This window comes from Streptomyces yangpuensis (assembly GCF_024666385.1).
Taxonomy (GTDB): Bacteria; Actinomycetota; Actinomycetes; order Streptomycetales; family Streptomycetaceae; genus Streptomyces; species Streptomyces yangpuensis.
The window spans coordinates 5,784,476-5,804,815 of sequence record NZ_CP102514.1 but is presented as its reverse complement, the minus strand read 5'-3'; the positions used below and the strand labels follow the sequence as shown (position 1 = coordinate 5,804,815).

Annotated in this window: 17 protein-coding genes; 7 read left to right on the top strand and 10 right to left on the bottom strand. The window is 74.5% G+C overall.

Annotation, left to right across the window (positions count from 1 at the left end; translation table 11 throughout):
- Positions 1–14: 14 nt before the first annotated feature.
- From NRK68_RS26445 to NRK68_RS26425, 5 genes are all read right to left on the bottom strand, one after another.
- On the bottom strand, positions 15–929 hold the full coding sequence (locus NRK68_RS26445) for a dihydrodipicolinate synthase family protein (protein WP_046779550.1): 915 nt from the start codon (positions 927–929) through the stop codon (positions 15–17).
- Positions 930–1,003: 74 nt separating this feature from the next.
- Complete coding sequence (locus tag NRK68_RS26440) at positions 1,004–2,554, bottom strand: FAD/NAD(P)-dependent oxidoreductase (RefSeq protein WP_257857933.1); 1,551 nt, start codon at positions 2,552–2,554, stop codon at positions 1,004–1,006.
- 274 nt (positions 2,555–2,828) lie between these two features.
- The gene (locus tag NRK68_RS26435) at positions 2,829–3,140 is read right to left on the bottom strand and encodes a (2Fe-2S)-binding protein (RefSeq protein ID WP_183068375.1); all 312 of its coding nucleotides are present in this window, start codon (positions 3,138–3,140) and stop codon (positions 2,829–2,831) included.
- Positions 3,141–3,222: 82 nt separating this feature from the next.
- Positions 3,223–4,392, bottom strand: coding sequence for an NAD(P)/FAD-dependent oxidoreductase (locus NRK68_RS26430; protein WP_183068374.1), 1,170 nt, complete (start codon positions 4,390–4,392; stop codon positions 3,223–3,225).
- 82 nt (positions 4,393–4,474) lie between these two features.
- Positions 4,475–6,859 (bottom strand): collagenase, encoded by a 2,385-nt coding sequence (locus NRK68_RS26425; RefSeq protein ID WP_257856945.1) that lies wholly within the window; start codon positions 6,857–6,859, stop codon positions 4,475–4,477.
- Between the two features lie 186 nt (positions 6,860–7,045).
- Between NRK68_RS26425 and NRK68_RS26420 the strand changes: the two genes are divergently transcribed.
- Genes NRK68_RS26420 through NRK68_RS26405 form a run of 4 tightly spaced genes read left to right on the top strand, consistent with a single transcriptional unit; the run spans position 7,046 to position 10,290 of the window.
- Entirely contained in the window at positions 7,046–8,422 is a 1,377-nt protein-coding gene (locus NRK68_RS26420) for an aminopeptidase P family protein (RefSeq protein WP_183068372.1), read from the top strand.
- Between the two features lie 54 nt (positions 8,423–8,476).
- Complete coding sequence (locus NRK68_RS26415; protein WP_257856943.1) at positions 8,477–9,088, top strand: TetR/AcrR family transcriptional regulator; 612 nt, start codon at positions 8,477–8,479, stop codon at positions 9,086–9,088.
- Positions 9,078–9,695, top strand: a complete 618-nt coding sequence (locus NRK68_RS26410; protein ID WP_257856942.1) for a hypothetical protein — start codon at positions 9,078–9,080, stop codon at positions 9,693–9,695. The genes NRK68_RS26415 and NRK68_RS26410 overlap by 11 nt, the downstream gene beginning before the upstream one ends.
- Positions 9,688–10,290, top strand: a complete 603-nt coding sequence (locus NRK68_RS26405; RefSeq protein ID WP_257856941.1) for a GNAT family N-acetyltransferase — start codon at positions 9,688–9,690, stop codon at positions 10,288–10,290. Before NRK68_RS26410 ends, NRK68_RS26405 begins: the two co-directional genes overlap by 8 nt.
- A 602-nt stretch (positions 10,291–10,892) precedes the next feature.
- On the opposite strand, the gene NRK68_RS26400 is transcribed toward NRK68_RS26405, so the two are convergent.
- The 3 genes from NRK68_RS26400 to NRK68_RS26390 all read right to left on the bottom strand — a co-directional run bounded on the left by NRK68_RS26400 (position 10,893) and on the right by NRK68_RS26390 (position 13,406).
- Complete coding sequence (locus NRK68_RS26400; RefSeq protein ID WP_183069837.1) at positions 10,893–11,576, bottom strand: alpha/beta fold hydrolase; 684 nt, start codon at positions 11,574–11,576, stop codon at positions 10,893–10,895.
- 193 nt (positions 11,577–11,769) lie between these two features.
- Positions 11,770–12,168: a RidA family protein gene (locus NRK68_RS26395; RefSeq protein ID WP_257856940.1), complete on the bottom strand. Its 399-nt coding sequence runs from the start codon at positions 12,166–12,168 to the stop codon at positions 11,770–11,772.
- Complete coding sequence (locus NRK68_RS26390; RefSeq protein ID WP_257856939.1) at positions 12,165–13,406, bottom strand: acyl-CoA dehydrogenase family protein; 1,242 nt, start codon at positions 13,404–13,406, stop codon at positions 12,165–12,167. The genes NRK68_RS26395 and NRK68_RS26390 overlap by 4 nt, the downstream gene beginning before the upstream one ends.
- A gap of 148 nt (positions 13,407–13,554) precedes the next feature.
- Here NRK68_RS26390 and NRK68_RS26385 point away from each other — a divergent pair, with 148 nt between their 5' ends.
- A complete protein-coding gene (locus tag NRK68_RS26385) occupies positions 13,555–15,225 on the top strand; it encodes an AMP-binding protein (protein ID WP_257856938.1) in 1,671 nt (556 codons plus the stop codon).
- A 4-nt stretch (positions 15,226–15,229) separates the two neighbouring features.
- A complete protein-coding gene (locus NRK68_RS26380) occupies positions 15,230–16,030 on the top strand; it encodes a PaaX family transcriptional regulator (RefSeq protein WP_046779562.1) in 801 nt (266 codons plus the stop codon).
- 617 nt (positions 16,031–16,647) lie between these two features.
- On the opposite strand, the gene NRK68_RS26375 is transcribed toward NRK68_RS26380, so the two are convergent.
- Positions 16,648–18,903: a bifunctional salicylyl-CoA 5-hydroxylase/oxidoreductase gene (locus tag NRK68_RS26375; protein ID WP_183068350.1), complete on the bottom strand. Its 2,256-nt coding sequence runs from the start codon at positions 18,901–18,903 to the stop codon at positions 16,648–16,650.
- Positions 18,904–18,907: 4 nt separating this feature from the next.
- Positions 18,908–19,735 carry an enoyl-CoA hydratase family protein gene (locus tag NRK68_RS26370; protein WP_183068349.1) on the bottom strand — a complete coding sequence of 276 codons (828 nt, stop codon included), beginning with the start codon at positions 19,733–19,735 and terminating at the stop codon, positions 18,908–18,910.
- 87 nt (positions 19,736–19,822) lie between these two features.
- Between NRK68_RS26370 and NRK68_RS26365 the strand changes: the two genes are divergently transcribed.
- A complete protein-coding gene (locus tag NRK68_RS26365; RefSeq protein WP_373023689.1) occupies positions 19,823–20,017 on the top strand; it encodes an ATP-binding protein in 195 nt (64 codons plus the stop codon).
- Positions 20,018–20,340: the final 323 nt, after the last annotated feature.

Below are 20,340 nucleotides of genomic sequence, written 5' to 3'. Positions count from 1 at the left end.
TCCCCTCCAGCTGGTTAGTTGAGGCCCTCGGCCAGGGCCTTCTCGGTGGCGGCGCGGACGGCCGCCTCGGTCTCGCCGGTGAGCGGGAAGCGCGGCGGGCGGGTGGCGCCGCCGGGACGGCCCGCCAGGTCCATGGAGAGCTTGATGGCCTGGACGAACTCGGTCTTGGAGTCCCAGCGCAGCAGCGAGTGCAGGGACTTGTAGAGCGGCAGGGCGGTGTCGAGGTCACCGGCGACGGCGGCCCGGTAGAGGGTGGCGCAGGAGCGCGGCAGGGCGTTGGGGTACCCGGCGATCCAGCCGACGGCCCCGGCGAGGGCGAGTTCGAGGAGGACGTCGTCGGCGCCGATGAGCAGGTCGAGGCCGGGGGCGAGCTCGGCGATCTCGTAGGCGCGGCGCACGTCGCCGCTGAACTCCTTGACGGCGACGATGGATCCGTCTGCGTGCAGCCGGGCGAGCAGGGACGGGACCAGGTCCACCTTGGTGTCGATGGGGTTGTTGTACGCGACGACGGGCAGCCCGGCGCGGGCGACCTCGGCGTAGTGGGCGCGCACGGTCTCCTCGTCCGCGCGGAAGGCGTTGGGCGGCAGCAGGAGCACGGAGCCCGCGCCGGCCTCGGCGGCCTGGTCGGCCCAGCGGCGGGCCTCGGCGCTGCCGTAGGCGGCGACGCCGGGCATGACGCGGGCACCGTCCCCGGCGGCCTCGACGGCGGTACGCACGACGCGCGCCCGCTCCTCGTCGGTGAGGGTCTGGTACTCCCCGAGGGAGCCGTTGGGGACCACGCCGTCGCAGCCGTTGGCGATCAGCCAGGCCACGTGCTCGGCGTAGGCGTCGTGGTCGACGGTGAGGTCCTCGCGCAGGGGGAGCGCGGTGGCGACCATGATTCCGTGCCAGGGGCGGGTGCGGGGCGCGGGGATGTGCGCGTTGGTCATGTGAGGCTCCCTAGTGTGGTGTGTGACATTTTACTAGTGGGTGAGGTGCGGCCACAAGGGCCGGGCACCCCTGATCAGCGGTCGGTGGCGGGAAGTTCGGCGAGATGGCCCAGCGGGACCGGACAGGAGAAGGGCCGGCGGTCCACCGCGGGCTCCGCCCCGGACTCGGCCCCGGACTCGGCCCCGGATTCGGCCCCGGCGAGCGCGGCGACGGCCGGGCCGCACATCCGGCCCTGGCACCAGCCCATGCCGGCCCGGGTGAGCAGCTTGACGGTACGGGCGTCCCGCGCCCCGAGGTTCCGCGCCGCCTCGCGGATCCGGCCGGCCGGGACCTCCTCGCAGCGGCACACGACGGCGTCGTCCCGCAGCCAGCCGGTCCAGCCCTCGCCGGGGCGGTGGGCGGCGGCCATGGCGTCGGCGAAGGCGCGCAGCCGGGCGCGGCGGCGGGCGAGCCGTTCGGGGCGGCCGGCGCGGGGAGCGGCCGCCGCGGGCCGCAGCGCGGCCGCGACGGAGTACGCGGCCAGCTCGCCCTCCGTCAGCGCCAGTTGGGCCCCGCCGATGCCGCCGGTCTCCCCCGCGGACCAGACGCCGGGGACCGAGGTCCGCTGTTCGGCGTCCACCTCCAGGGCGACGGTGCCGTCGGGGGACGGCCGGGTGGCACAGCCGAGTCCGGTGGCGAGTTCGAGCTGGGGCACGAGCCCGTGGCCGACGGCGAGCGCGTCGCAGGGGATCCGGCGGGCGGTACCGGGCAGCGGACGCCAGTCGCGGTCGAGCCGGGCCACGGTCACGGCCTCGATCCGGCCGGTGCCGTGGGCCTCGGTGACGGCGTGCCGGGTGAGCAGCCGGACGTGGTGCCGGGCCAGCGCCCCGCCGTAGCCGGCGGCCTCGACGAGCTTGCCGGGGTTGCGCAGCAGGGTGGGCACCCGGCCCGCGTACGCGGTGTAGGCGGCGGCCTCCACCACGGCGGGCACGGTGGCTCCGGCGGCGGCGAGCGACCCGGCGACCGCGAGCAGCAGCGGACCGCTCCCGGCGACCACCACGCGTTTGCCGGGCAGCACCAGGCCGCCCTTGAGCATGGCCTGCGCGCCGCCGGCCCCGATCACTCCGGGCAGGGTCCAGCCGGGGAAGGGCAGTTGCCGCTCGTAGGCGCCGGTGGCGATGAGCACGGCGCGGGCGGCGACGGTCGCGGCCCGCTCGGCGGGGGCGTGGCCGGCGACGGCGTGCAGGGTCCACTCCGGGGCGGGCTCGGCGACACCCGTGCGGCCGGGCGCGGCGTGCCCGGCTCCTGCCCCGGCCGCCCCGGCCGGGACGACCGTCCACACGTGGTGGAGCGGGAGGTACGTGATCCGGCCGGCCGACTCGTGGGCGCGCAGGGCGGCTTCGCGGGTCGCGAACTCGGCCCAGCCGTGGTGCAGGGCCTCGGGGCGGTCCGCGCCCAGGCCCGGCGCGGGGTGGCGGTAGAACTGCCCGCCGGGGCGGTCGCCCGCGTCGAGGACGGCGACCCGCAGCCCGAGCCCGGCGGCGGTGACGGCCGCGGCCAGCCCGGCCGGCCCGGCCCCGACAACGGCAAGGTCGACCGGTCCCGCCGCACCGCCCGCAGCCGCCGCGGCCCGCCCGGCGGGCACGGCCCGTTCCGCAGGCACAGACGGCGCGTCCGCCCCCGGCTTCCCGACGGGCGCGTCCCGCTCGGCGGGCGCGGCCCGCCCTGCGGGCGCGGCCTCGACGGGCTCGGCCGGGTCGGCGGCAGCGGACTGCCCGGCCGGGTCGGCGAAGCCGGACCGCCCGGAGGGGCGGTCCGGCTCTGCACCCCGGCCCCGCACGGCGGGTACGGCCGGGGCGCCGTGGGCAAGCGGCGCAGCCGGTACGCCTGACACCGCCGGGGCGGCGGCGTCAGCCGGGTCAGACGGCGAGGTCGGCACGGCCGGTTCCCTCCTGGGTGGTGACGGCGTCCCCCGGCCGGGCCGGGACCAGGCAGGCGCGCTGGTTCGGCAGGCCGTTGACGGTGACGAGGCAGTCGTAGCAGCTGCCGATCCCGCAGAACGCACCGCGCGGCGCGCCGCCCTCGCGGGTGGTCCGCCAGGCGAGGATCCCGGCGGCCCAGAGCGCGGCGGCGATGCTCTGGCCCTCCAGGGCGGGCAGTTCCCGGCCGTCGAAGTCGACCGTGAAGCGGGCTTGCGGGCTGCCGCCCACCAGGGCGCGGGGGCTGCGCATCAGTTGCTCCTCCTCGGGTGGGTTGCTCCGCACCGCGGGCGATGGCGTGCAGGCCGGGCGGCGCGCCGGGCGGGCCCGGGCCTCATGCCGGCCCGCCTTCGGGGCCCGCCGGCCCGGCGCCGAAGCGGTCCGGGCGGAAGGGGTGCAGCGGGAGCGCCGGGGCCGCTCCGGTCAGGGCGGCGGCGATCAGCAGGCCCGTTGCGGGGGCCAGGCCGATGCCCGCGCCCTCGTGGCCGCAGGCGTGCAGCAGTCCGGGGCGGCGCGGGTCCGGGCCGATGGCCGGGAGATGGTCGGGCAGGTAGGGGCGGAAGCCGTGGTAGGTGCGCAGGACCCGTACGCCCCCCAGTACGGGGAAGAGGGCCGCGGCCTGGGAGGCCAGCCGGCGCAGGGCCTCCGTCGACAGGCTCCGGTCGAAGCCGACCCGCTCGCGGGTGGCGCCGATCAGGACCGGTCCGGCGGGGGTGCCCTCGACCACGGCCGAGGACTGCAGGGCGGCGGAGCCACTGGCCACGTCCGCGATGTAGTCGGCGGCGTAGACCTTGTGCCGGACCACGCTCGGCAGGGGTTCGGTGACCAGGACGAAGCCGCGGCGCGGCAGGACGGGCAGCTCGGTACCGGCCAGCCGGGCGATGTGACCGCCCCAGGTACCGGCCGCGTTCACCACGGCGGGGGCCAGGAGTTCGCGGCGCGGGGTGCGGATCCCCCGTACGGCGCCCCGGTCCCGCAGCACCTCCGTCACCTCCTCGCCGAGGTAGGTCTCCGCGCCCGAGGCGGCGAGCAGCCGGGCGGCCGCCTGGGCCGGCTGGACCTGGGCGTCCTGCGGGTAGTGGAATCCCCCCGCGAGGCCCGGGGCCAGGTGCGGCTCCAGGTCGTGCAGGGCGTGCGCCGGCACCTCGACCGCGTCGACCCCGGCGGCGCGCTGTCCCTCGGCGAAGGCGTGCAGGGCCTTCACGGTGGCCTCGTCCGGGGCGACGACGAGCCCGCCCTTGGGCTCGTACTCGATCTCCGGCGGGAGGACTTCGGCCAGTTCGGTCCACAGTCGGGTGGAGAGCAGGGCGAGGTCGAGCTCGGGGCCCGCCTCCTTGTCGGAGACGAGCAGGTTGCCTTCGCCGGCGCCGGTGGTGCCGCCCGCGACGGCGCCGCGGTCCACCACGGCCACGGAGAGTCCGGCGCGGGCCGCGTAGTAGGCGCAGGCCGCTCCGACGACGCCGGCGCCGATGATCACGGCGTCCAGGGAGTGTCTCTTGAGCACGGCAGTAATATGTCACATTCTTTAGTGCCTGCCCAGACCGGCCCCGCGCTCCTCCTCGGGCGCGGGACCGGTCCGGAGCCCGTCAGCTGCGCAGCGGCCCTTCACAGCTGTAACCCGAGGTCGCCGCGACCTTGTTGCTCCAGATCTCCAGCGGACCGAAGGAGCAGTTCATGTCGGCGAGGTTGTTGGAGGCGACGCCCGCCCGGTCGAGGATGAAGTAGTCGACCGTCTCCGACATGTCCTTGAAGTTCTGGTCGTCGTTGCGCCAGTTCTTCAGGTTCGCGGTGATCCGGCCCGTACAGGTGAAGCGGCGCTTGCCGGGGTCGCCGTTCTCCACGCAGTCCGGGGTGTTGTAGGTGGCGGCGGCGAAGGCCGACTTCACCGAGGCGAGCGCCGAGTCGCGCAGCTGGTCGTTGGGGGTGAAGGCGGTGTTCGGCACGAAGAGCTGGTCGACCTTGGCGATCTGCGCGTCCAGGAAACGGTCGTAGTCGCGCTGGAGGTAGGTGTCGGAGCCCAGCCGGTTGCGCCAGGCGTCGTAGGCCGCGACATCGTTGGCCCGCAGGTGGGTGTACATCTCGCGCAGCAGGGTGGGCTTCTCGGTCCACAGGAACTCGAAGAAGGTGCCGGCGTAGCTGTAGAAGCGGAATCCGTCGCCGTCGTAGGTGGCGTTCAGCAGCTGCTCGACGGTCATGCGCGGGCCGCCGCCGGCCGTGTCGCTGATGATGCTCTTCACGAGGGACTTGCGGACGGCTATGCCGTTGTCGCGGGTCGCGCCGTCGAAGAACTCGGCCGTGCCCTCGTCCATGGCGGTGGTGCGGTCGCCCTCGTACCAGGGGCCCTGGCCGAAGAAGCCGGGGACGGCGAAGCGGCCGTTGAGGTAGTGCGTGTACTCGTGGCGGAAGAGCTCCTCGAGGGTGAGGGAGGAGTCCTGCGGGACGCGGCGCTGGTAGGTGTAGAAGGTGGCGCCGTTCTCGATGTAGATGCCGCCGTTGTTGGTGTCGTAGCCGGTCAGGATGGGGTGGTAGTTCACATAGTCGGCGCGGGAGCCGTAGAGCACGATGTTCAGCGTGTCGTTCGGGTCGCCGGCGAGCGGCCGGTCGGTCCCGAGGACGCGGTGGTACTGGGCCTTGACCTGCTTGCTCGCGTAGTAGAGCTGGTCGACGGTGGCGCGGTCGAGGCCGGTACGGACCTTGATGGCGCCGTTGTCGTAGGTGTAGGTGTAGGGGAAGATCTGCTTCTCGATGTCCTCCTTGCACACCCCGTACGGCTTGCAGGCCTCGTAGAAGTTGAGCCAGGAGACGACCTTGGCCCACGGCTCGCTGCCGTCGCCGAAACCGGCCCGGACGGGGCCGAGCATCGCGCCGAGGTCGGCGACGACCTGGTCGCGCAGGCCCTGGACCTGGCCGAAGCGGGCGTACTCGCTGAGCGCGTCGCGCACCACCCAGGCGTTGGCCGTGCCCTTGAGGTGCGTGTAGCCGGCGAAGGCCTTGAAGGCGGCGCGGTAGGCGGGGTCCGCGGCCACGGCGGCGTGGAAGGCGGTGTCCTGGTTGCCCGGGTAGACGCCGAGGTAGTTGGTGGAGAGCGCGGCGAGCACGGCGCCCGCCCAGGCGGGGTCGAGGTGGGTGGCCGGGTGGGCCTGGTCCATGGTGGCCAGGACCTTCTTCACCAGGCCGAGCTGGTGCTGGCGCAGGCCGGGACCGGCGGCGTAGAGGGCCTCGCGCAGGGTGCGGGCGTTGGTGGGGGTGACGTCGAAGGTCCGGGCGGCGTTGCCGTAGTCGTCGATGGCCTTGCGTATCGCTGCGGTGGTCGGGGCGTCGGTGACGTCGATCTCGTCGCGTGAGAAGTCGTGGTAGGCGACGGCGTGCAGGTACGTGAACATCTCCTCCAGGTGCGAGGAGTTGCGGCCGTCGTGGGCCGCGGCCAGGGCGGATATCCGGCGGGACACGGCCTGGACGTGCGCGTCCGACATCACGGGGGCCAGCCGGGCGTCCCAGGTCCAGATCAGACCGCGCAGGCAGCCGTCGGCCAGTACGGCCTGGTCGGCGAGGAAGTCCGCGAACTGCTCGGGGGTGAGCCTCGTGATCCCGTCGAGGGTGCAGGGGACGCCCGCGGCGACGCTCTTCGCGGTGGGGGCCGACTTGGCCGCCCTGCCCCGCTTCTCCAGGTCCTGGGCGGGCGCACTGGCCGGGGCCGCGCCGGGGACCTGGCCGGAGATGTTCAGGCCGCCCGGGGCCGGGGCGGGCGCCGGGGCACTGTCCTTCGCGTCGGCGAAGCGGTCGACCTCGTCGAACGGGTTCCCTGTCGGGCCGTGGGCCGCGGTGGCGGGGGCGGCGGCCGGGGCGCCGGTGAACGCGGCGGGGGCCGCGGACTCGGCGGCCTGCGTGGTGCCCTGTGCCGCGGTGGCGAGAAGGGTCACCGCTACGGCGGAGGCGAGGAGGGAAGAGCGCACAGCTCTGTGCTTGAGCACCGAGAACTCCTGTTCGGAGAGTGTGAGGTGGGGGGTGGTGCGTGAACTGCCCTGCGTCACGCGGCGTTTGACGGGGATTAACGTGCCGCGGTGTGAGCTGTAACATAGTAATGTGAAATTGCACTGACAAGACCTGTGCACCCATCAGTTCGCGTTCTTTCGTGTCCTCCCGTGAAGGAGCCCCCCGTGACCGACACCCCCGCCCGCCTCAACACGGGCAGTCACGACCGTCCGGTGTCACCGGAGTTGTCCCGGTTCATGGCGGGTGGCTGGGCCGCCTCCCCGCTGCCCGCCTCCGCACGGGTCGCGGCCCACGACGTCACCCCGGCCCGCCGGGCACGGCTCTCGGCCCGCTTCCCGGGCGAGCGGCTGATCATCCCGGCCGGCGAGCTGAAGGTCCGTTCCAACGACTGCGACCACCGGTTCCGCCCGCACAGCGCGTACGCCTGGCTGACCGGCCTCACCGGCGAGGACCAGGCCGGCCATGTCCTGGTCCTGGAGCCGTCGGGCCCGCACGCGCACGAGGCCGTGCTGTACCTGAGGCCCCGCTCGCCGCGCGCGGACGGGGACGGGGAGTTCTACCGGGACCGCCGCTACGGAGAGTTCTGGGTGGGCCGCCGCCCGGACCTGGCGGAGGCGGAGCGCCTCACCGGCATCCGCTGCGCCCACCTGGACACCCTCGGCTCCCCGGCGGGCCGCGACGCCGCCGCCGACGCGGAACTCTCCGCGGCCCTCTCCGAGCTGCGCCTGGTGAAGGACGCCTGGGAGGTCGAGCAGCTCCAGCTGGCCGTCGACCACACGACCGCGGGCTTCGAGGACGTCGTACGGGCCCTGCCGCGCGCCCTGGCGCACCCGCGCGGGGAGCGCTGGATCGAGGGCGTCTTCGGCCTGCGCGCCCGGGCCGAGGGGAACGGCACCGGCTACGAGACGATCGCCGCGTCGGGCGCCCACGCCTGCACCCTGCACTGGATCCGCAACGACGGCCGGCTGAACGGCGACGAACTGCTCCTCCTGGACGCGGGCGTGGAGACGGACACCCTCTACACCGCGGACATCACCCGCACCCTCCCGCTGTCGGGCCGCTTCTCGCCCGTCCAGCGGCAGGTGTACGAACTGGTCCTGGCCGCCCAGGAGGCGGGCATCGCGGCCCTGCGTCCCGGAGCGAGCTTCGGGGACTTCCACCGTGCCGGTATGCGGGTGATCGCGGAGGGCCTGGCCGAGTGGGGCGTCCTGAAGGACGCGGAGGGCGACCTGCACCGCCGGTACACGCTGTGCAGCAGCGGGCACATGCTGGGGCTCGACGTGCACGACTGCGCGAAGGCGCGGGCGGAGACCTACCTGGACGGGGTCCTGGAGGAGGGCCAGGTCCTGACGGTGGAGCCCGGTCTGTACCTCCAGCCCGACGACGAGACCCTCCCGGCCGAACTGCGCGGCATCGGCGTCCGCATCGAGGACGACCTGGTCATCACGGCGGACGGCGCCCGCCTGATGTCGGGCGCACTGCCGCGGACGGTCGCGGGGATCGAGGACTGGATGGGCCGCCTCCTGGAGGCAGGCCACTGATGGGACCAGCGGGGTGTACTAGCGGTACACCCCGCTGGTGCGTACGATAGGTCCATGCCTCTTCCCCGTTTCGACCGGCTGCCCGCCGAACGCCGGGATCACATCCTGGGAGTCGCGCGCCGGCACTTCGCCGAACACGGCGCCGAGGGCGCCTCCTACAACAAGATCATCGAGGCGGCGGGGGTCTCCAAGACCGCCGCCTACCACTACTTCGACGGCCGGGAGGACCTGCTCACCGCCGTCCTCGACGGAGTCCAGGGCCGGCTGCTCGACGCCCTCGGGCCCTGGGAGCCGGCCCGCGACGCCGACGACTTCGGCGCCCGGTTCGCCGCCGGCTCCGCCGCCCTCGCCACCCATCTGGGCGGCCACCCCGAGGACCTGGCCCTCGCCGACGCCGCCATCGGCCGTACCCCCGGCGGGCCGTGGCTCGGCTGGTTCGGCGCCCTGGTCACCGACGGCCGGCGGATCGGGCTGATCCGCGACGACGTGGACCACGCACTGATGGTGTCCGCGACCGCGGCGGTCGTCCGTGCCGCCGACACCTGGGCCCTGGCCCTCCTGACGACCGCCCCCGGCACGGGCGATCCGGGGGCGCAGCTGTGGACCCTGCTGCGCGGCCTGTGGGGCGCGCCGGCCGCCGGACAGGAGCCGAACGATGCGCACTGACCTGCGGATCTCCTGGGACATACCGGCCACCCCACCCGGCCTCGCCGGCCGTCTGGAACGGTTCATGGGCCCGGGCAAGTCCCGTTCCGAGTCCGTGGTGGAAAACGTCGGCCTCCTCGGCTGCGCGGCGCTGCTGGCCGCCGGGGTGTGGCACTCGGGGGTGGCCCGCGACTGGTCCACCGCCCAACTCGTCGTGGTGGCCCTGGCCGGACTCGACCTGATCGGCGGGGTGCTGACCAACGCCACCAACGCCGCCAAGCGCTGGTACCACCGGGCCGACCCCGCGGCCCGGCGCGCCCGGCTGCTGTTCGTCTCCGCGCACCTGGTCCACCTCGCCGCTATGGGACTGTTCGTCCTCTCCGGCGACCTGGCATGGACCCTGGCCAACGCCGCGCTGCTGCTCGGCGGGGCGGTCACGGTGGAGTTCGCACCGGTCCACCTCCGACGGCCCGTGGCGATGGCCGCACTGATGGCGGCCGTCCTGATCAACTTCTTCTGGCTGCCGCTACCCCTGGCACTCGCCTGGTTCGCGCCACTGTTCTTCCTCAAGCTGCTCGTCTGCCACCTCGTACCCGAGGCTCCGCTGGCGGCAGGGCGCGATGACTGAGGCCCCGTGGCGGATCGAGACCGACCCCGATCGGGTCGCCTGCGCCGACCTGCTGGCCGCCGCGTTCGCCCGGGAGCCCGCCGTCACCTGGATCTGCGGCGGCTCGGCCTCCGCACGCACCCACTGGTTCCGCAACACCCTGCGCACCCATGCCGGCCTGGCCGGAGCCCGCCGCACCGCGCTCGTGGACGCCGACGGCCGCCTCCTGGCAGCAGCCGTCCTCACGCCGCCGGGCGCGACCCCGACCGCCGGCGCCCGCGCGCTCTGGGCGGCCCGCACCCTGCTGCGCCCGGGGCCGCGCGCCCTCGGCCGGACGCTGCGCTACCTGGACACCACCGAGGGCTGCGCGCCGACGGGCGCCTGGACCCTGGAGTTCATCGGGGTGAGCCCGGCCCGCACAGGCCGCGGCGTGGGCCGCGCCCTGCTGGACCACGTCCTCTCGGCTGTCCCCGCCGGGACGGGGACCTACCTGACGACGGCGGACCCGTCGAACGTCCCCCTGTACCACCACTTCGGCTTCACCACGCTGCACGAAGCCCGCCTGGGCCCCCTGCCGGTAACAGCCATGACCCGCGCCCCGACCCCCCTGCGGTAAGCCGCCCCCAGAAACCGGACCACAGCCGCCGGTGGAGCGGCGGCCGGCCGGGCCGGATTCCCGCCGACGGCCAGACCGGCGGGCCGAGCCACCGGGCGGGGATCCCAGCCGACGGCCAGACCGGCGGGCCGAAGTACGGGGACGGGATCGCGGCCGACGGCCGGGCCGGTCGGCGATCCACCGGAACGGAAGCCGCAGCGACGGGCCGACCGTGGGGTCCCTCCGGGAGGTCTCCTCGGCTCGCGCCAGACGACCGCGGTCCCGCCATACGGCCCCGGTTGCGCGCTCGTCCTGCGGGGACCTCCCTGCACGCCCCCACTCCCGATCCGGCAAGGCAGCGGCCGTCCGGGCAGGACACCACCGCAGGGGCGGGGACACGGCGGAGTGTCCCCGCAGGACGAGCGCGCAACCAGGCCCGCCTCAGCACGACAAACCCGCACGCGCCGAGCCGAGGAGACACTCCGCCGGGGCACCGCCCCACCACACACCCCCGCCCAGCAGACCAAACCGCACACACCGCCGGACCACCGCACACCCCCGCCCAGCCGGGCAAGCCGCACACGCCCGCCGAGCAACCCTGCAGGGGACCCGCAGGGGACCGGCTACAGCGATGCCGCCGCCGTGCGGATCAGGTCCAGGACTGCCTCCGGGCGGGACAGCATCGGGACGTGGGCCGAGGGGACCTCGACGGACGTGGCGCCCATGCGCTGGGCGGCGAACCGCTGGAGGTCCGGATTCACCGCCCGGTCCTGCGTGGTGACGAGGAACCAGCTCGGCTTCGACTTCCAGGCCGGGTCCTCGACCGTGGAGCCCAGCACCTCCGCGCGCGGAGCGCCCTGCGTCGCCCACACCACCCGCTGCTCCGCCTCCGGCAGGTCACCGACGAAGTCGGAGATGCCGTCACGTGAGATCCAGATGCGGCCCTCCTCGTTGTCGAGGTGGGAGAAGAGCGGCGGAGGCTCGAACTTGCCGATCAGGTCCTGTGGGGTCTCCCCCGCGTCCGGGGCGAGCGCGGCGATGTAGACGAGGCCGGCGACGCGCTCGTCGGTGCCGGCCGCGGTGATGACGTAGCCGCCCCAGGAGTGGCCGACGAGGAGCGTCGGTCCGCCGACCCGGCCGAGCGCGTGGTGGACCGCTTCGACGTCCCCGGCGAGCGAGTCGAGGGGGTTCTGCGCCGACACCACCTCGTGGCCCTCGCTCTGCAGGACCGGGATCAGCTTGCTGTAGCAGGACCCGTCGGCCCACAGGCCATGGGCGAAGACGATGCTCGGCTTGCTCGGCGACATCGGTACGTTCCTCCACTCGACAGCGCGGATCCGGTCACCGGACCCGCTCGGCCCTCCGAGTCCACACCAGCCCCCGCCGCCTCGCATCTCGTACCCCCGCCCCGCCGGCCTTCGAGGCGCGGGGTCCGGAGCGGAGGGCGGACGGCGGAGGGCGGAGGGCGGAGAGCGGAGCCAGGGCAACGAGCGGCCGGGGCTACGGGAGGACCGCCAGGCCGTCGAGTTCCACCAGGGCCTGGTCGTCCCAGAGGCGGACCACGCCGATGACGGCCATCGCCGGGTAGTCGCGGCCCGCCGCCCGCCGCCAGATCCGGCCCAGTTCGGCCGCATGCGTCCGGTACGCGGCCACGCCGACCGCGTAGACCGTCACCCGGGCCAGGTCCGCCGGCACGCCGCCCGCCGCGGCCAGGGCCGACAGGAGGTTCGCCAGGGCCGTCTCGAACTGCTCCGGCAGGGTCTCTCCCACCACCTTGCCCGCGCCGTCCAGCGCGGTCTGTCCCGCCAGGAACACCATCCGCGAGCCCGTGGCCACCACCGCGTGCGAGAAACCCGTCGCCGGGGACAGCTCCGCCGGGTTGATCCGGTCGAGGCTCATCGGCCCGTCACCTCCCCGACCGGGCAGGGCGCCGACACCGGCATCGACCCCGAGCCCGAGCCCGACCCCGACTCCGGCTCCGGCTCCGGCACCGGCACCGCGCCCGCCGCCGCGCCCAGCGCCCCGTACAGCTCCCTCGCGATGATCGTGCGCTGCACCTCACTCGCCCCCTCGTAGATCCGCGGCGCCCGCACCTCCCGGTAGAGGTGTTCCAGCAGGTGCCCGCGCCGCAGCGCGACCGCTCCGTGCAGCTGGACCGCGTGGTCCACCACGTACTGCGCGGTCTCCGTCGCCAGCAGCTTCGCCATCGCCGCCCGCCGCGGCACGTCCGTCGCGCCCCGGTCGTACGCCCCCGCCGCCGCGTATACCAGCAGCCGGGCCGCCTCCGTGCGGGTGGCCATCTCGGCCACCCGGTGCGCCACCGCCTGGAGGTCGCTCAGCGTGCCGCCGAACGCGGACCGCCCGGCCGTGTGAGCGAGTGTCGCGTCGAGCGCGGCCCGGGCCATGCCCACCGCGAACGCGCCGACGCTGGGCCGGAAGAGGTTCAGGGTGTCCATGGCGACGCGGAAGCCCCGCCCGGGCTCGCCGAGCAGGTCCTGCGGGCCGACCGGGACCCCGTCGAAGCGGAGCGAGCCGATGGGGTGCGGGGAGAGCATGTCCAGCGGCTCACCGGTGAGCCCGGTGCGGTCCGCGGGGACCAGGAAGGCCGACACCCCCTTCGCGCCCGGCCCTTCACCCGTCCGGGCGAACACGGTGTAGAAATCCGCCTCGGGTGCGTTGGAGATCCAGCACTTCTCCCCGCTGAGCCGCCAGCCGCCCCCGCCCGCCGGATCGGGGTCCGCGGCCAGTGCCAGCGCCGCCGCGTCCGAGCCCGCCCCCGGCTCGCTCAGCGCGAAGGCGGCCACCGCCCGCCCGGCCCTCACCTGCGGCAGCCACCGCTCCCGCTGCGCCTCGCTCCCCGCCCGCAGGACCGGGTACGCTCCCAGCCCCTGCAGGGCCAGCGCGGTCTCGGCCTCCGTGCACCCGTAGGCGAGGGACTCCCGCAGCAGACACAGTTCGAGCGCGCCCGATGCGAACACCCGTTCCAGCAGGCCCAGCTCGCCCAGGGCCGCGAGCAGCGGCCGGTTGACCCTGCCCGGCTCCCCCTTCTCCGCCAGCGGCCTCAGCCGCTGCGCCGCCAGTGCGCGCAACCGCCCGCACCACTCCTCCTGGTCCACCCCGAGCGCGAATCCGGTCATCCGAACATCCCCGCATCTATCGCGTCCTGTTGACTGCCGTCACCATCACGATACGCTCCAGTGAGTACCTCCCGGCGGTCGCCGGGAGAAACGACCGCACGGCCGGCTCCACCCCACTCCGGACCGCTGCAAGGGGGGCGAACCCGCCTTGGACCTCAAGCCTTCCGCTCACGTCGACACCTTCGCCCGCGACCACCTGCCACCCGCGGACGCCTGGCCGGAACTGCTCTTCGAGCTGCCCGAACTGGCCTATCCGGACCGGCTGAACTGCGGTGCCGAGCTGCTCGACGCCACCATCGCCCGGTTCGGCCCCGACGGCGCCGGCCGCCCGGCCTTCCGCGACGGCTCCGGCACGGTGTGGACGTACGGCGGTCTGCGCGACCGCGTGGATCGCCTCGCCCACGTACTCACCGCCGACCTCGGCGTCGTCCCCGGCAACCGGGTGCTCCTGCGCGGCCCCACCGGCCCCTGGCTCGCCGCCTGCTGGCTCGCCGTCATGAAGGCGGGCGCGGTGGCCGTCACCGTGCTGCCACAGCAACGCGCCCAGGAACTGGCGACGGTGTGCGCGATGGCCCGCGTGCAGCACGCCCTGTGCCATGCGGACGTGCTGGACGACCTGGTGAAGGCGGAGGTGCCGGGGCTGCGCATCACCCCGTACGGCGGAGGCACCCCCGACGACCTGCTCCGGCTTGCGGAAAAACACGCCGGGCGGCCCTTCGCGGCCGTCCCGACCTCCGCCGACGACGTCGCCCTGATCGCCTTCACCTCCGGGACCACCGGGCGGCCCAAAGGCTGCATGCACTTCCACCGCGACCTGCTCGCCGTCGCCGACACCTTCTCCCGCCACGTGCTGCGGCCCCGGCCCGACGACGTCTTCGCGGGCAGTCCGCCCCTCGGCTTCACCTTCGGCCTGGGCGGGCTCGTCGTCTTCCCGCTGCGCGCCGGCGCGTCCGCGCTGCTGCTGGAGGACGCGGTGCCGCGCCGGCTGCTGCCCGCGCTCGCGCAGCACCGGGCAACGGTGCTCTTCACCGCGCCGACCGCCTACCGGACGATGCTGGACGCCCTCGGCCCGTACGACGTGGGCATGTACGACCTGTCCGCGCTGCGCCGCTGCGTCTCGGCCGGGGAGAACCTGCCCGCCGCGACCTGGCGGGCCTGGTACGAGCGCACCGGCCTGCGCATCGTCAACGGCATCGGGGCGACCGAACTGCTGCACATCTTCATCTCCGCCGCCGACGAGGACATCCGGCCCGGTACCACCGGCCGGGTGGTCCCGGGCTGGGAGGCCCGTGTCGTGGACCGGGCCGGCCGGGCGGTCGCCGACGGCGAACCGGGGCTGCTGGCCGTGCGCGGCCCGGTGGGCTGCCGCTACCTGGCCGATCCCCGCCAGGCGGAGTACGTGCGAGACGGCTGGAACCTGACCGGCGACACCTACGTACGCGACGGCGAAGGCTACTTCCGCTACGTCGCCCGGGCCGACGACATGATCGTCTCGGCGGGCTACAACATCGCGGGCCCGGAGGTGGAGGAGGCCCTGTTGCGCCACCCGGACGTGATGGAGGCCGCGGTGGTGGGCCGCCCGGACGAGCGACGCGGGCAGATCGTCGTGGCGTACACCGTCCCCCGGGAGGGGGTGGTGCTGACGGAGGACGCCCTGCGCGCCTTCATGCGGGCGGAACTGGCCCCGCACAAGTGCCCGCGTTCGTTCGTCTTCCTGCCGGCGCTCCCGCGGACGGCCACGGGCAAGCTCCAGCGTTTCCGGCTCCGCGATCACGGAGCGGGGCCCGTCGGGCCCGGCGGGCCCGACGGCCTAGAGTGAAACCGTGGTCGAGCAGCACACTCCGCGATCCCTGATCGTCACGTTCTACGGAGCCTACGGGCGGGCCTTCGAGGGCCCGGTCCCGGTGTCCGCGCTGGTCCGCCTGCTGGGCGCGGCCGGCGTCGACGCGCCGTCGGTCCGCTCGTCGGTGTCCCGGCTGAAGCGGCGCGGCTTCCTGCTGCCGGCGCGCGCCGCGGACGGCTCGGCGGCGTACGAGCTCTCCGGCGAGGCGCGCCGGCTCCTGGACGACGGCGACCGCCGCATCTACGGCAGCCCCGAGCCGTCGGACGAATGGCTGGTGGCGGTGTTCTCCGTACCGGAGCAGGAACGGCACAAGAGGCACCTGCTGCGCTCGCGGCTGGCCGGGCTCGGCTTCGGATCGGTGGCGCCGGGCGTGTGGATCGCCCCGGCCCGGCTGGCCGAGGAGACGGCGCACACGCTGGAGCGGCTGCACCTGACGCCGTACGTGGAGCTGTTCCGCGGCGGACACCTGGGCTTCGCCCCGACCGCGGAGGCGGTGTCGCGGTGGTGGGACCTGGCCGCGCTGGCCAAGCAGCACGAGGAGTTCCTCGACCTGCACGAGCCGGCCCTGCGCGCGCTCCAGTCGGGCCCGCGGCCCACCCCGGAGGAGGCCTACCGCGGCTACCTCCTGGCGCTGGACAGCTGGCGCCGCCTGCCGTACGCCGACCCGGGCCTGCCGCGCGAACTGCTCCCGGCGGACTGGCCGGGCGACCGCGCGGCGGCCGTCTTCACCGAACTCCACACCCGCCTACGGGACACCGGGGCCGAGTTCGTGGACCTGTAACGGGTCCCCTGCGTGTCCCCTGCGGGGTTGCTCGGCGGAGTGTGCGGTTTGGACTGCTGGGCGGGGCTGTGCGGTGGTCCGGCGGTGTGGTCGGCTTGCCCGGCCGGGCGGTGGTGTGCGGTAGCTCGGCGGGTGTGTGCGGTTTGGACTGCTGGGCGGGGGTGTGCGGTGGTCCGGCGGTGTGTGCGGCTGGCCCGGCCGGGCGGGGGTGTGCGGTAGCTCGGCGGGTGTGTGCGGTTTGGACTGCTGGGCGGGGGTGTGTGGTGGGGCGGTGCCCCGGCGGAGTGTCTCCTCGGCTCGGCGCGTGCGGGTTTGTCGTGCTGAGGCGGGCCTGGTTGCGCGCTCGTCCTGCGGGGACACTCCGCCGTGTCCCCGCCCCTGCGGTGGTGTCCCGCCCGGAAGGCCGCCGCGTGGCCGGACCGGGAGTGGGGGCGTGCAGGGAGGTCCCCGCAGGACGAGCGCGCAACCGGGGCCGTACGGCAGGACCGCGGCTGTCCGGCGCGAGCCGAGGAGACCTCCCGGAGGGGCCCCACGGTCGGGCCCGTCGCTGCGGCTCCCGTTCCGGTGGATCGCCGACCGGCCTCGGTCGCGATCACGTTCCGGTACTCGCCGCCGGGTCAGGCTCGGCCTGTGGGGGGTTTGCGGCTGCCTGCGCGGTAGGGGGCGGGCCAGGGGGCGGCCGGGCCTTCGTAGGACTGGTCGGCGGCTGCGTGCAGGGTCCAGTGGGGGTCGTAGAGGTGGGGGCGGCCGAGGGCGCACAGGTCGGCGCGGCCGGCCAGCAGCAGGGAGTTGACGTCGTCCCAGGAGGAGATGGCCCCGACGGCGATGACGGGGACGCCGAGCGCGCTCCGGATCCGGTCGGCGTACGGGGTCTGGTACGAGCGCCCGTACTCGGGGGCCTCGTCCGCGACGACCTGGCCGGTGGAGACGTCGATGGCGTCCGCGCCGTGGGCGGCGAACGCGGCGGCGATCTCCACCGCCTCCTCGGGTGTGGTGCCGCCGGGCGCCCAGTCGGTGGCCGAGAGGCGGACCGTCATGGGGCGGTCCTCGGGCCAGACCGCGCGGACGGCGTCGAAGACCTCCAGCGGGAAGCGCAGCCGGTTCTCCAGGGAGCCGCCGTAGGCGTCGGTGCGGTGGTTGGTCAGCGGCGAGAGGAAGCCGGAGAGCAGGTAGCCGTGGGCGCAGTGCAGTTCGAGCAGGTCGAAACCGCTGTCGGCGGCGCGGACGGCGGCCGCCGCGAAGTCGGAGCGCAGTGCGGTGAGGTCCGCCGGGTCCAGGGCGCGCGGGAGGGCGGAGACGCCCGGCCGGTAGGGCAGGGCGGAGGCGGCCACCAGCGGCCAGTTGCCTTCGGGGAGCGGGTCGTCCATGCCCTCCCACATCAGCCGGGTCGAGCCCTTGCGGCCGGAGTGACCGAGCTGGACGCCGAGTGCGGTACCGGGCGCCGAGGTGTGGACGAAGTCGGTGATCCGCCGCCAGGCGTCGGCCTGTTCCTGCGTGTAGAGGCCGGTGCAGCCGGGGGTGATGCGCCCTTCGGGGCTGACGCAGACCATCTCCGTCATGACCAGTGCGGCGCCGCCCAGCGCCCGCGCGCCGAGATGGACGAGGTGGAAGTCGCCGGGCATGCCGTCCTGGGCCGAGTACATGTCCATGGGTGAGACGACAACCCGGTTGCGCAGGGTGAGGCCGCGCAGGGTGAGCGGGGTGAACATGGGCGGGGTGGTCTCGTCGGGGCAGCCGAAGTCGCGTTCCACGGCGCGGGTGAAGCGTTCGTCGCGCAGCCGCAGGTTGTCGTGGGTGACGCGGCGGCTGCGGGTGAGGAGGTTGAAGGCGAACTGCCGGGCGGGCTGGTCGAGGTATCCGGCGAGGTTCTCGAACCAGCGGCTGCTGGCGGCCGCGGCCCGCTGGGTGCTGGCGACCGCCGGGCGGCGGGCCGCCTCGTACGCGGTGAGGGCGGCCGGTACGTCCCCGTCGGTCGCGTCCAGGGCCTCGGCGAGGGCGAGGGCGTCTTCGACCGCCAGCTTGGTGCCGGAGCCGATGGAGAAGTGCGCGGTGTGCGCGGCGTCGCCGACGAGTGCCACGTTGCCGTGCGACCAGTGCTCGTTGACGACGGTACGGAACCGCGTCCAGGCGGAGCGGTTGCCGTGCAGGGGCCGTCCGCGCAGGGCCTCGCTGAAAATCTTGGCGCAGCGGGCCGCCGATTCGTCCTCGTCGCAGAGGTCGAGGCCGGCCGCCCGCCAGACCTCCTCGCGCATCTCGACGATGACGGTGGAGGCGTCTGCGGCGTACGGGTAGGCGTGCAGCTGCATGACGCCGTGCTCGGTCTCGGCGATCTCGAAGCGGAAGGCCTCGAAGGCGAAGTCGGCGGCGAGCCAGATGTAGCGGCAGCGGCCGGGGGTGAGGGTGGGCCGGTAGTGGGCGGCGTCCGCCTCGCGGATCGCGCTGTGCACGCCGTCGGCCGCGACGACCAGGTCGTGGGAGGCGCGCAGCTCGGTGAGGTCCGGGGCCTCGGTGCGGAAGCGGAGCCGGACGCCGAGGCCGGCGCAGCGCTCGTGCAGGATCTCCAGGAGCCGGCGTCGTCCGATGGCGGCGAAGCCGTGGCCGCCGGAGGTGAGCAGTCTTCCGCGGTGCACGATGTCGACGTCGTCCCAGCGGACGAATTCGGCGCTGAGGGCGGCGTGGACGACGGTGTCGGCGCGTTCGATGCCGCCGAGGGTCTCGTCGGAGAGGACGACGCCGAAGCCGAAGGTGTCGTCCGGGGCGTTGCGTTCCCACACCTCCACGGTGTGGCCGCGGCGGGCCAGCAGCGCGGCGGCGTACAGTCCTCCCGGTCCGCCGCCGACGACGGCGACCCGCAATGCGCTGCCGTGCGGCATGGCGCTACCTGCCCTTCCACTCCGGCGGCCGCTTCCCGGTGAAGGCGGCGTGGAACTCCGCGTAGTCCTGGCCGTTCATGAGCAGGGCCTGGGTGGCCGCGTCGAGCTCGACCGATGCGGCGAGCGGCATGTCGAGTTCGGCGGTGAGCAGCGCCTTGGTCTGTGCGTATGCGAGGGAGGGGCCGGCGGCGAGGCGGGCGGCGAGTTCGGCGGCCCGTACGTGGGCCTTGCCCTCCTCGGTGACCTCGCTGAGCAGGCCGATCCGTTCGGCCTCGGGGGCGTGGACGGGCTCGCCGAGCATCAGCAGGCGGGTGGCGTGGCCGAGGCCGACGACGCGGGGCAGCAGGTAGGCGGCGCCCATGTCGCCGCCGGAGAGGCCGACGCGGGTGAAGAGGAAGGCGAAGCGTGCGGTGGGGTCGGCGATGCGGAAGTCGGCGGCGAGCGCGAGGACGGCGCCGGCACCGGCGGCCACCCCGTGCACGGCGGCGATCACGGGGAAGGGGCACTCGCGGATCGCGCGGACCACCTGGCCGGTCATCCGGTTGAAGTCCAGGAGCTGGGCGGTGTCCATGGCGAGGGTGGCGCCGATGATCTCGTCGACGTCTCCGCCGGAGCAGAAGCCGCGGCCCTCGCCGCCGAGGACGAGGGCGCGTACGGAACGCTCGCGGGACAGTTCGGCGAGCAGATCGCGCAGGTCGGCGTAGGCGCCGAAGGTGAGCGCGTTGATCTTCTCGGGGCGGTCGAAGGTGACGGTGGCGACGCCGTCCTGCCGGGTGATCCGGAGGTGGTGCCACCGTTCGGTCGCTGGTGTGGAACCGGTGAAGGGGCTCACACGATCGACGTTATCACCAGATCGTGACCACCGTCAGAGAAACGCTACACAGCCGCCCGGAGCGGGCCGTTCCGGGGCCGGGGTTCGGTGACCGCGGAACCGGTCGTCAACGCCGTGCAGCACAGCCCGCCCTGCGCCCCGGTCGAGCGGGTCGTGGAACTCCTGGCCAGCGGCTGCCCGGTCGAGGTCCACGACGGCGGCCCGCAGCCGCCCGGGGGCCTCACGGCCCGGCCCGCTGGCGCCCATACCCCTGGCAGGGGCACGGCCGCGGCCTGCCGCTGATCCGGACCGTGAGCCCGGCCTGCGGTCACCACCGCACGCCGAATGCCAAGGACCCCAAGTACTGAAAGTTCTGGGAAACGGCCTCGGTGGAGAGTCCAGGCCGAACGCTGGCGGTGGCTATATATCGTCAGGCCGGGGGCCCTCCTTGGATCCGCGCACAGCTCGGACTTCCCAGCCACGAAAACGCAGACCTCTCGTCCGGGTAGCCTCCGGCAGTCAACGTAGGGCCAACTTCCTTCTGGCTCATCCCGGACGTGCCGTTCGAGTGCCCGGCTGGACGGCGAGCGGATAGCAGCGCCCCGGGCCCCTGGATGTCAGGCGCC

Excerpts from the sequence above, each read along its gene's own strand:
- NRK68_RS26445 (WP_046779550.1), bottom strand. The coding sequence starts at position 929 with ATGACCAACGCGCACATCCCCGCGCCCCGCACCCGCCCCTGGCACGGA.
- NRK68_RS26435 (WP_183068375.1), bottom strand. The coding sequence starts at position 3,140 with ATGCGCAGCCCCCGCGCCCTGGTGGGCGGCAGCCCGCAAGCCCGCTTC.
- NRK68_RS26415 (WP_257856943.1), top strand. The coding sequence starts at position 8,477 with ATGCCTCTTCCCCGTTTCGACCGGCTGCCCGCCGAACGCCGGGATCAC.
- NRK68_RS26410 (WP_257856942.1), top strand. The coding sequence starts at position 9,078 with ATGCGCACTGACCTGCGGATCTCCTGGGACATACCGGCCACCCCACCC.
- NRK68_RS26405 (WP_257856941.1), top strand. The coding sequence starts at position 9,688 with ATGACTGAGGCCCCGTGGCGGATCGAGACCGACCCCGATCGGGTCGCC.
- NRK68_RS26400 (WP_183069837.1), bottom strand. The coding sequence starts at position 11,576 with ATGTCGCCGAGCAAGCCGAGCATCGTCTTCGCCCATGGCCTGTGGGCC.
- NRK68_RS26395 (WP_257856940.1), bottom strand. The coding sequence starts at position 12,168 with ATGAGCCTCGACCGGATCAACCCGGCGGAGCTGTCCCCGGCGACGGGT.
- NRK68_RS26390 (WP_257856939.1), bottom strand. The coding sequence starts at position 13,406 with ATGACCGGATTCGCGCTCGGGGTGGACCAGGAGGAGTGGTGCGGGCGG.
- NRK68_RS26375 (WP_183068350.1), bottom strand. The coding sequence starts at position 18,903 with ATGCCGCACGGCAGCGCATTGCGGGTCGCCGTCGTCGGCGGCGGACCG.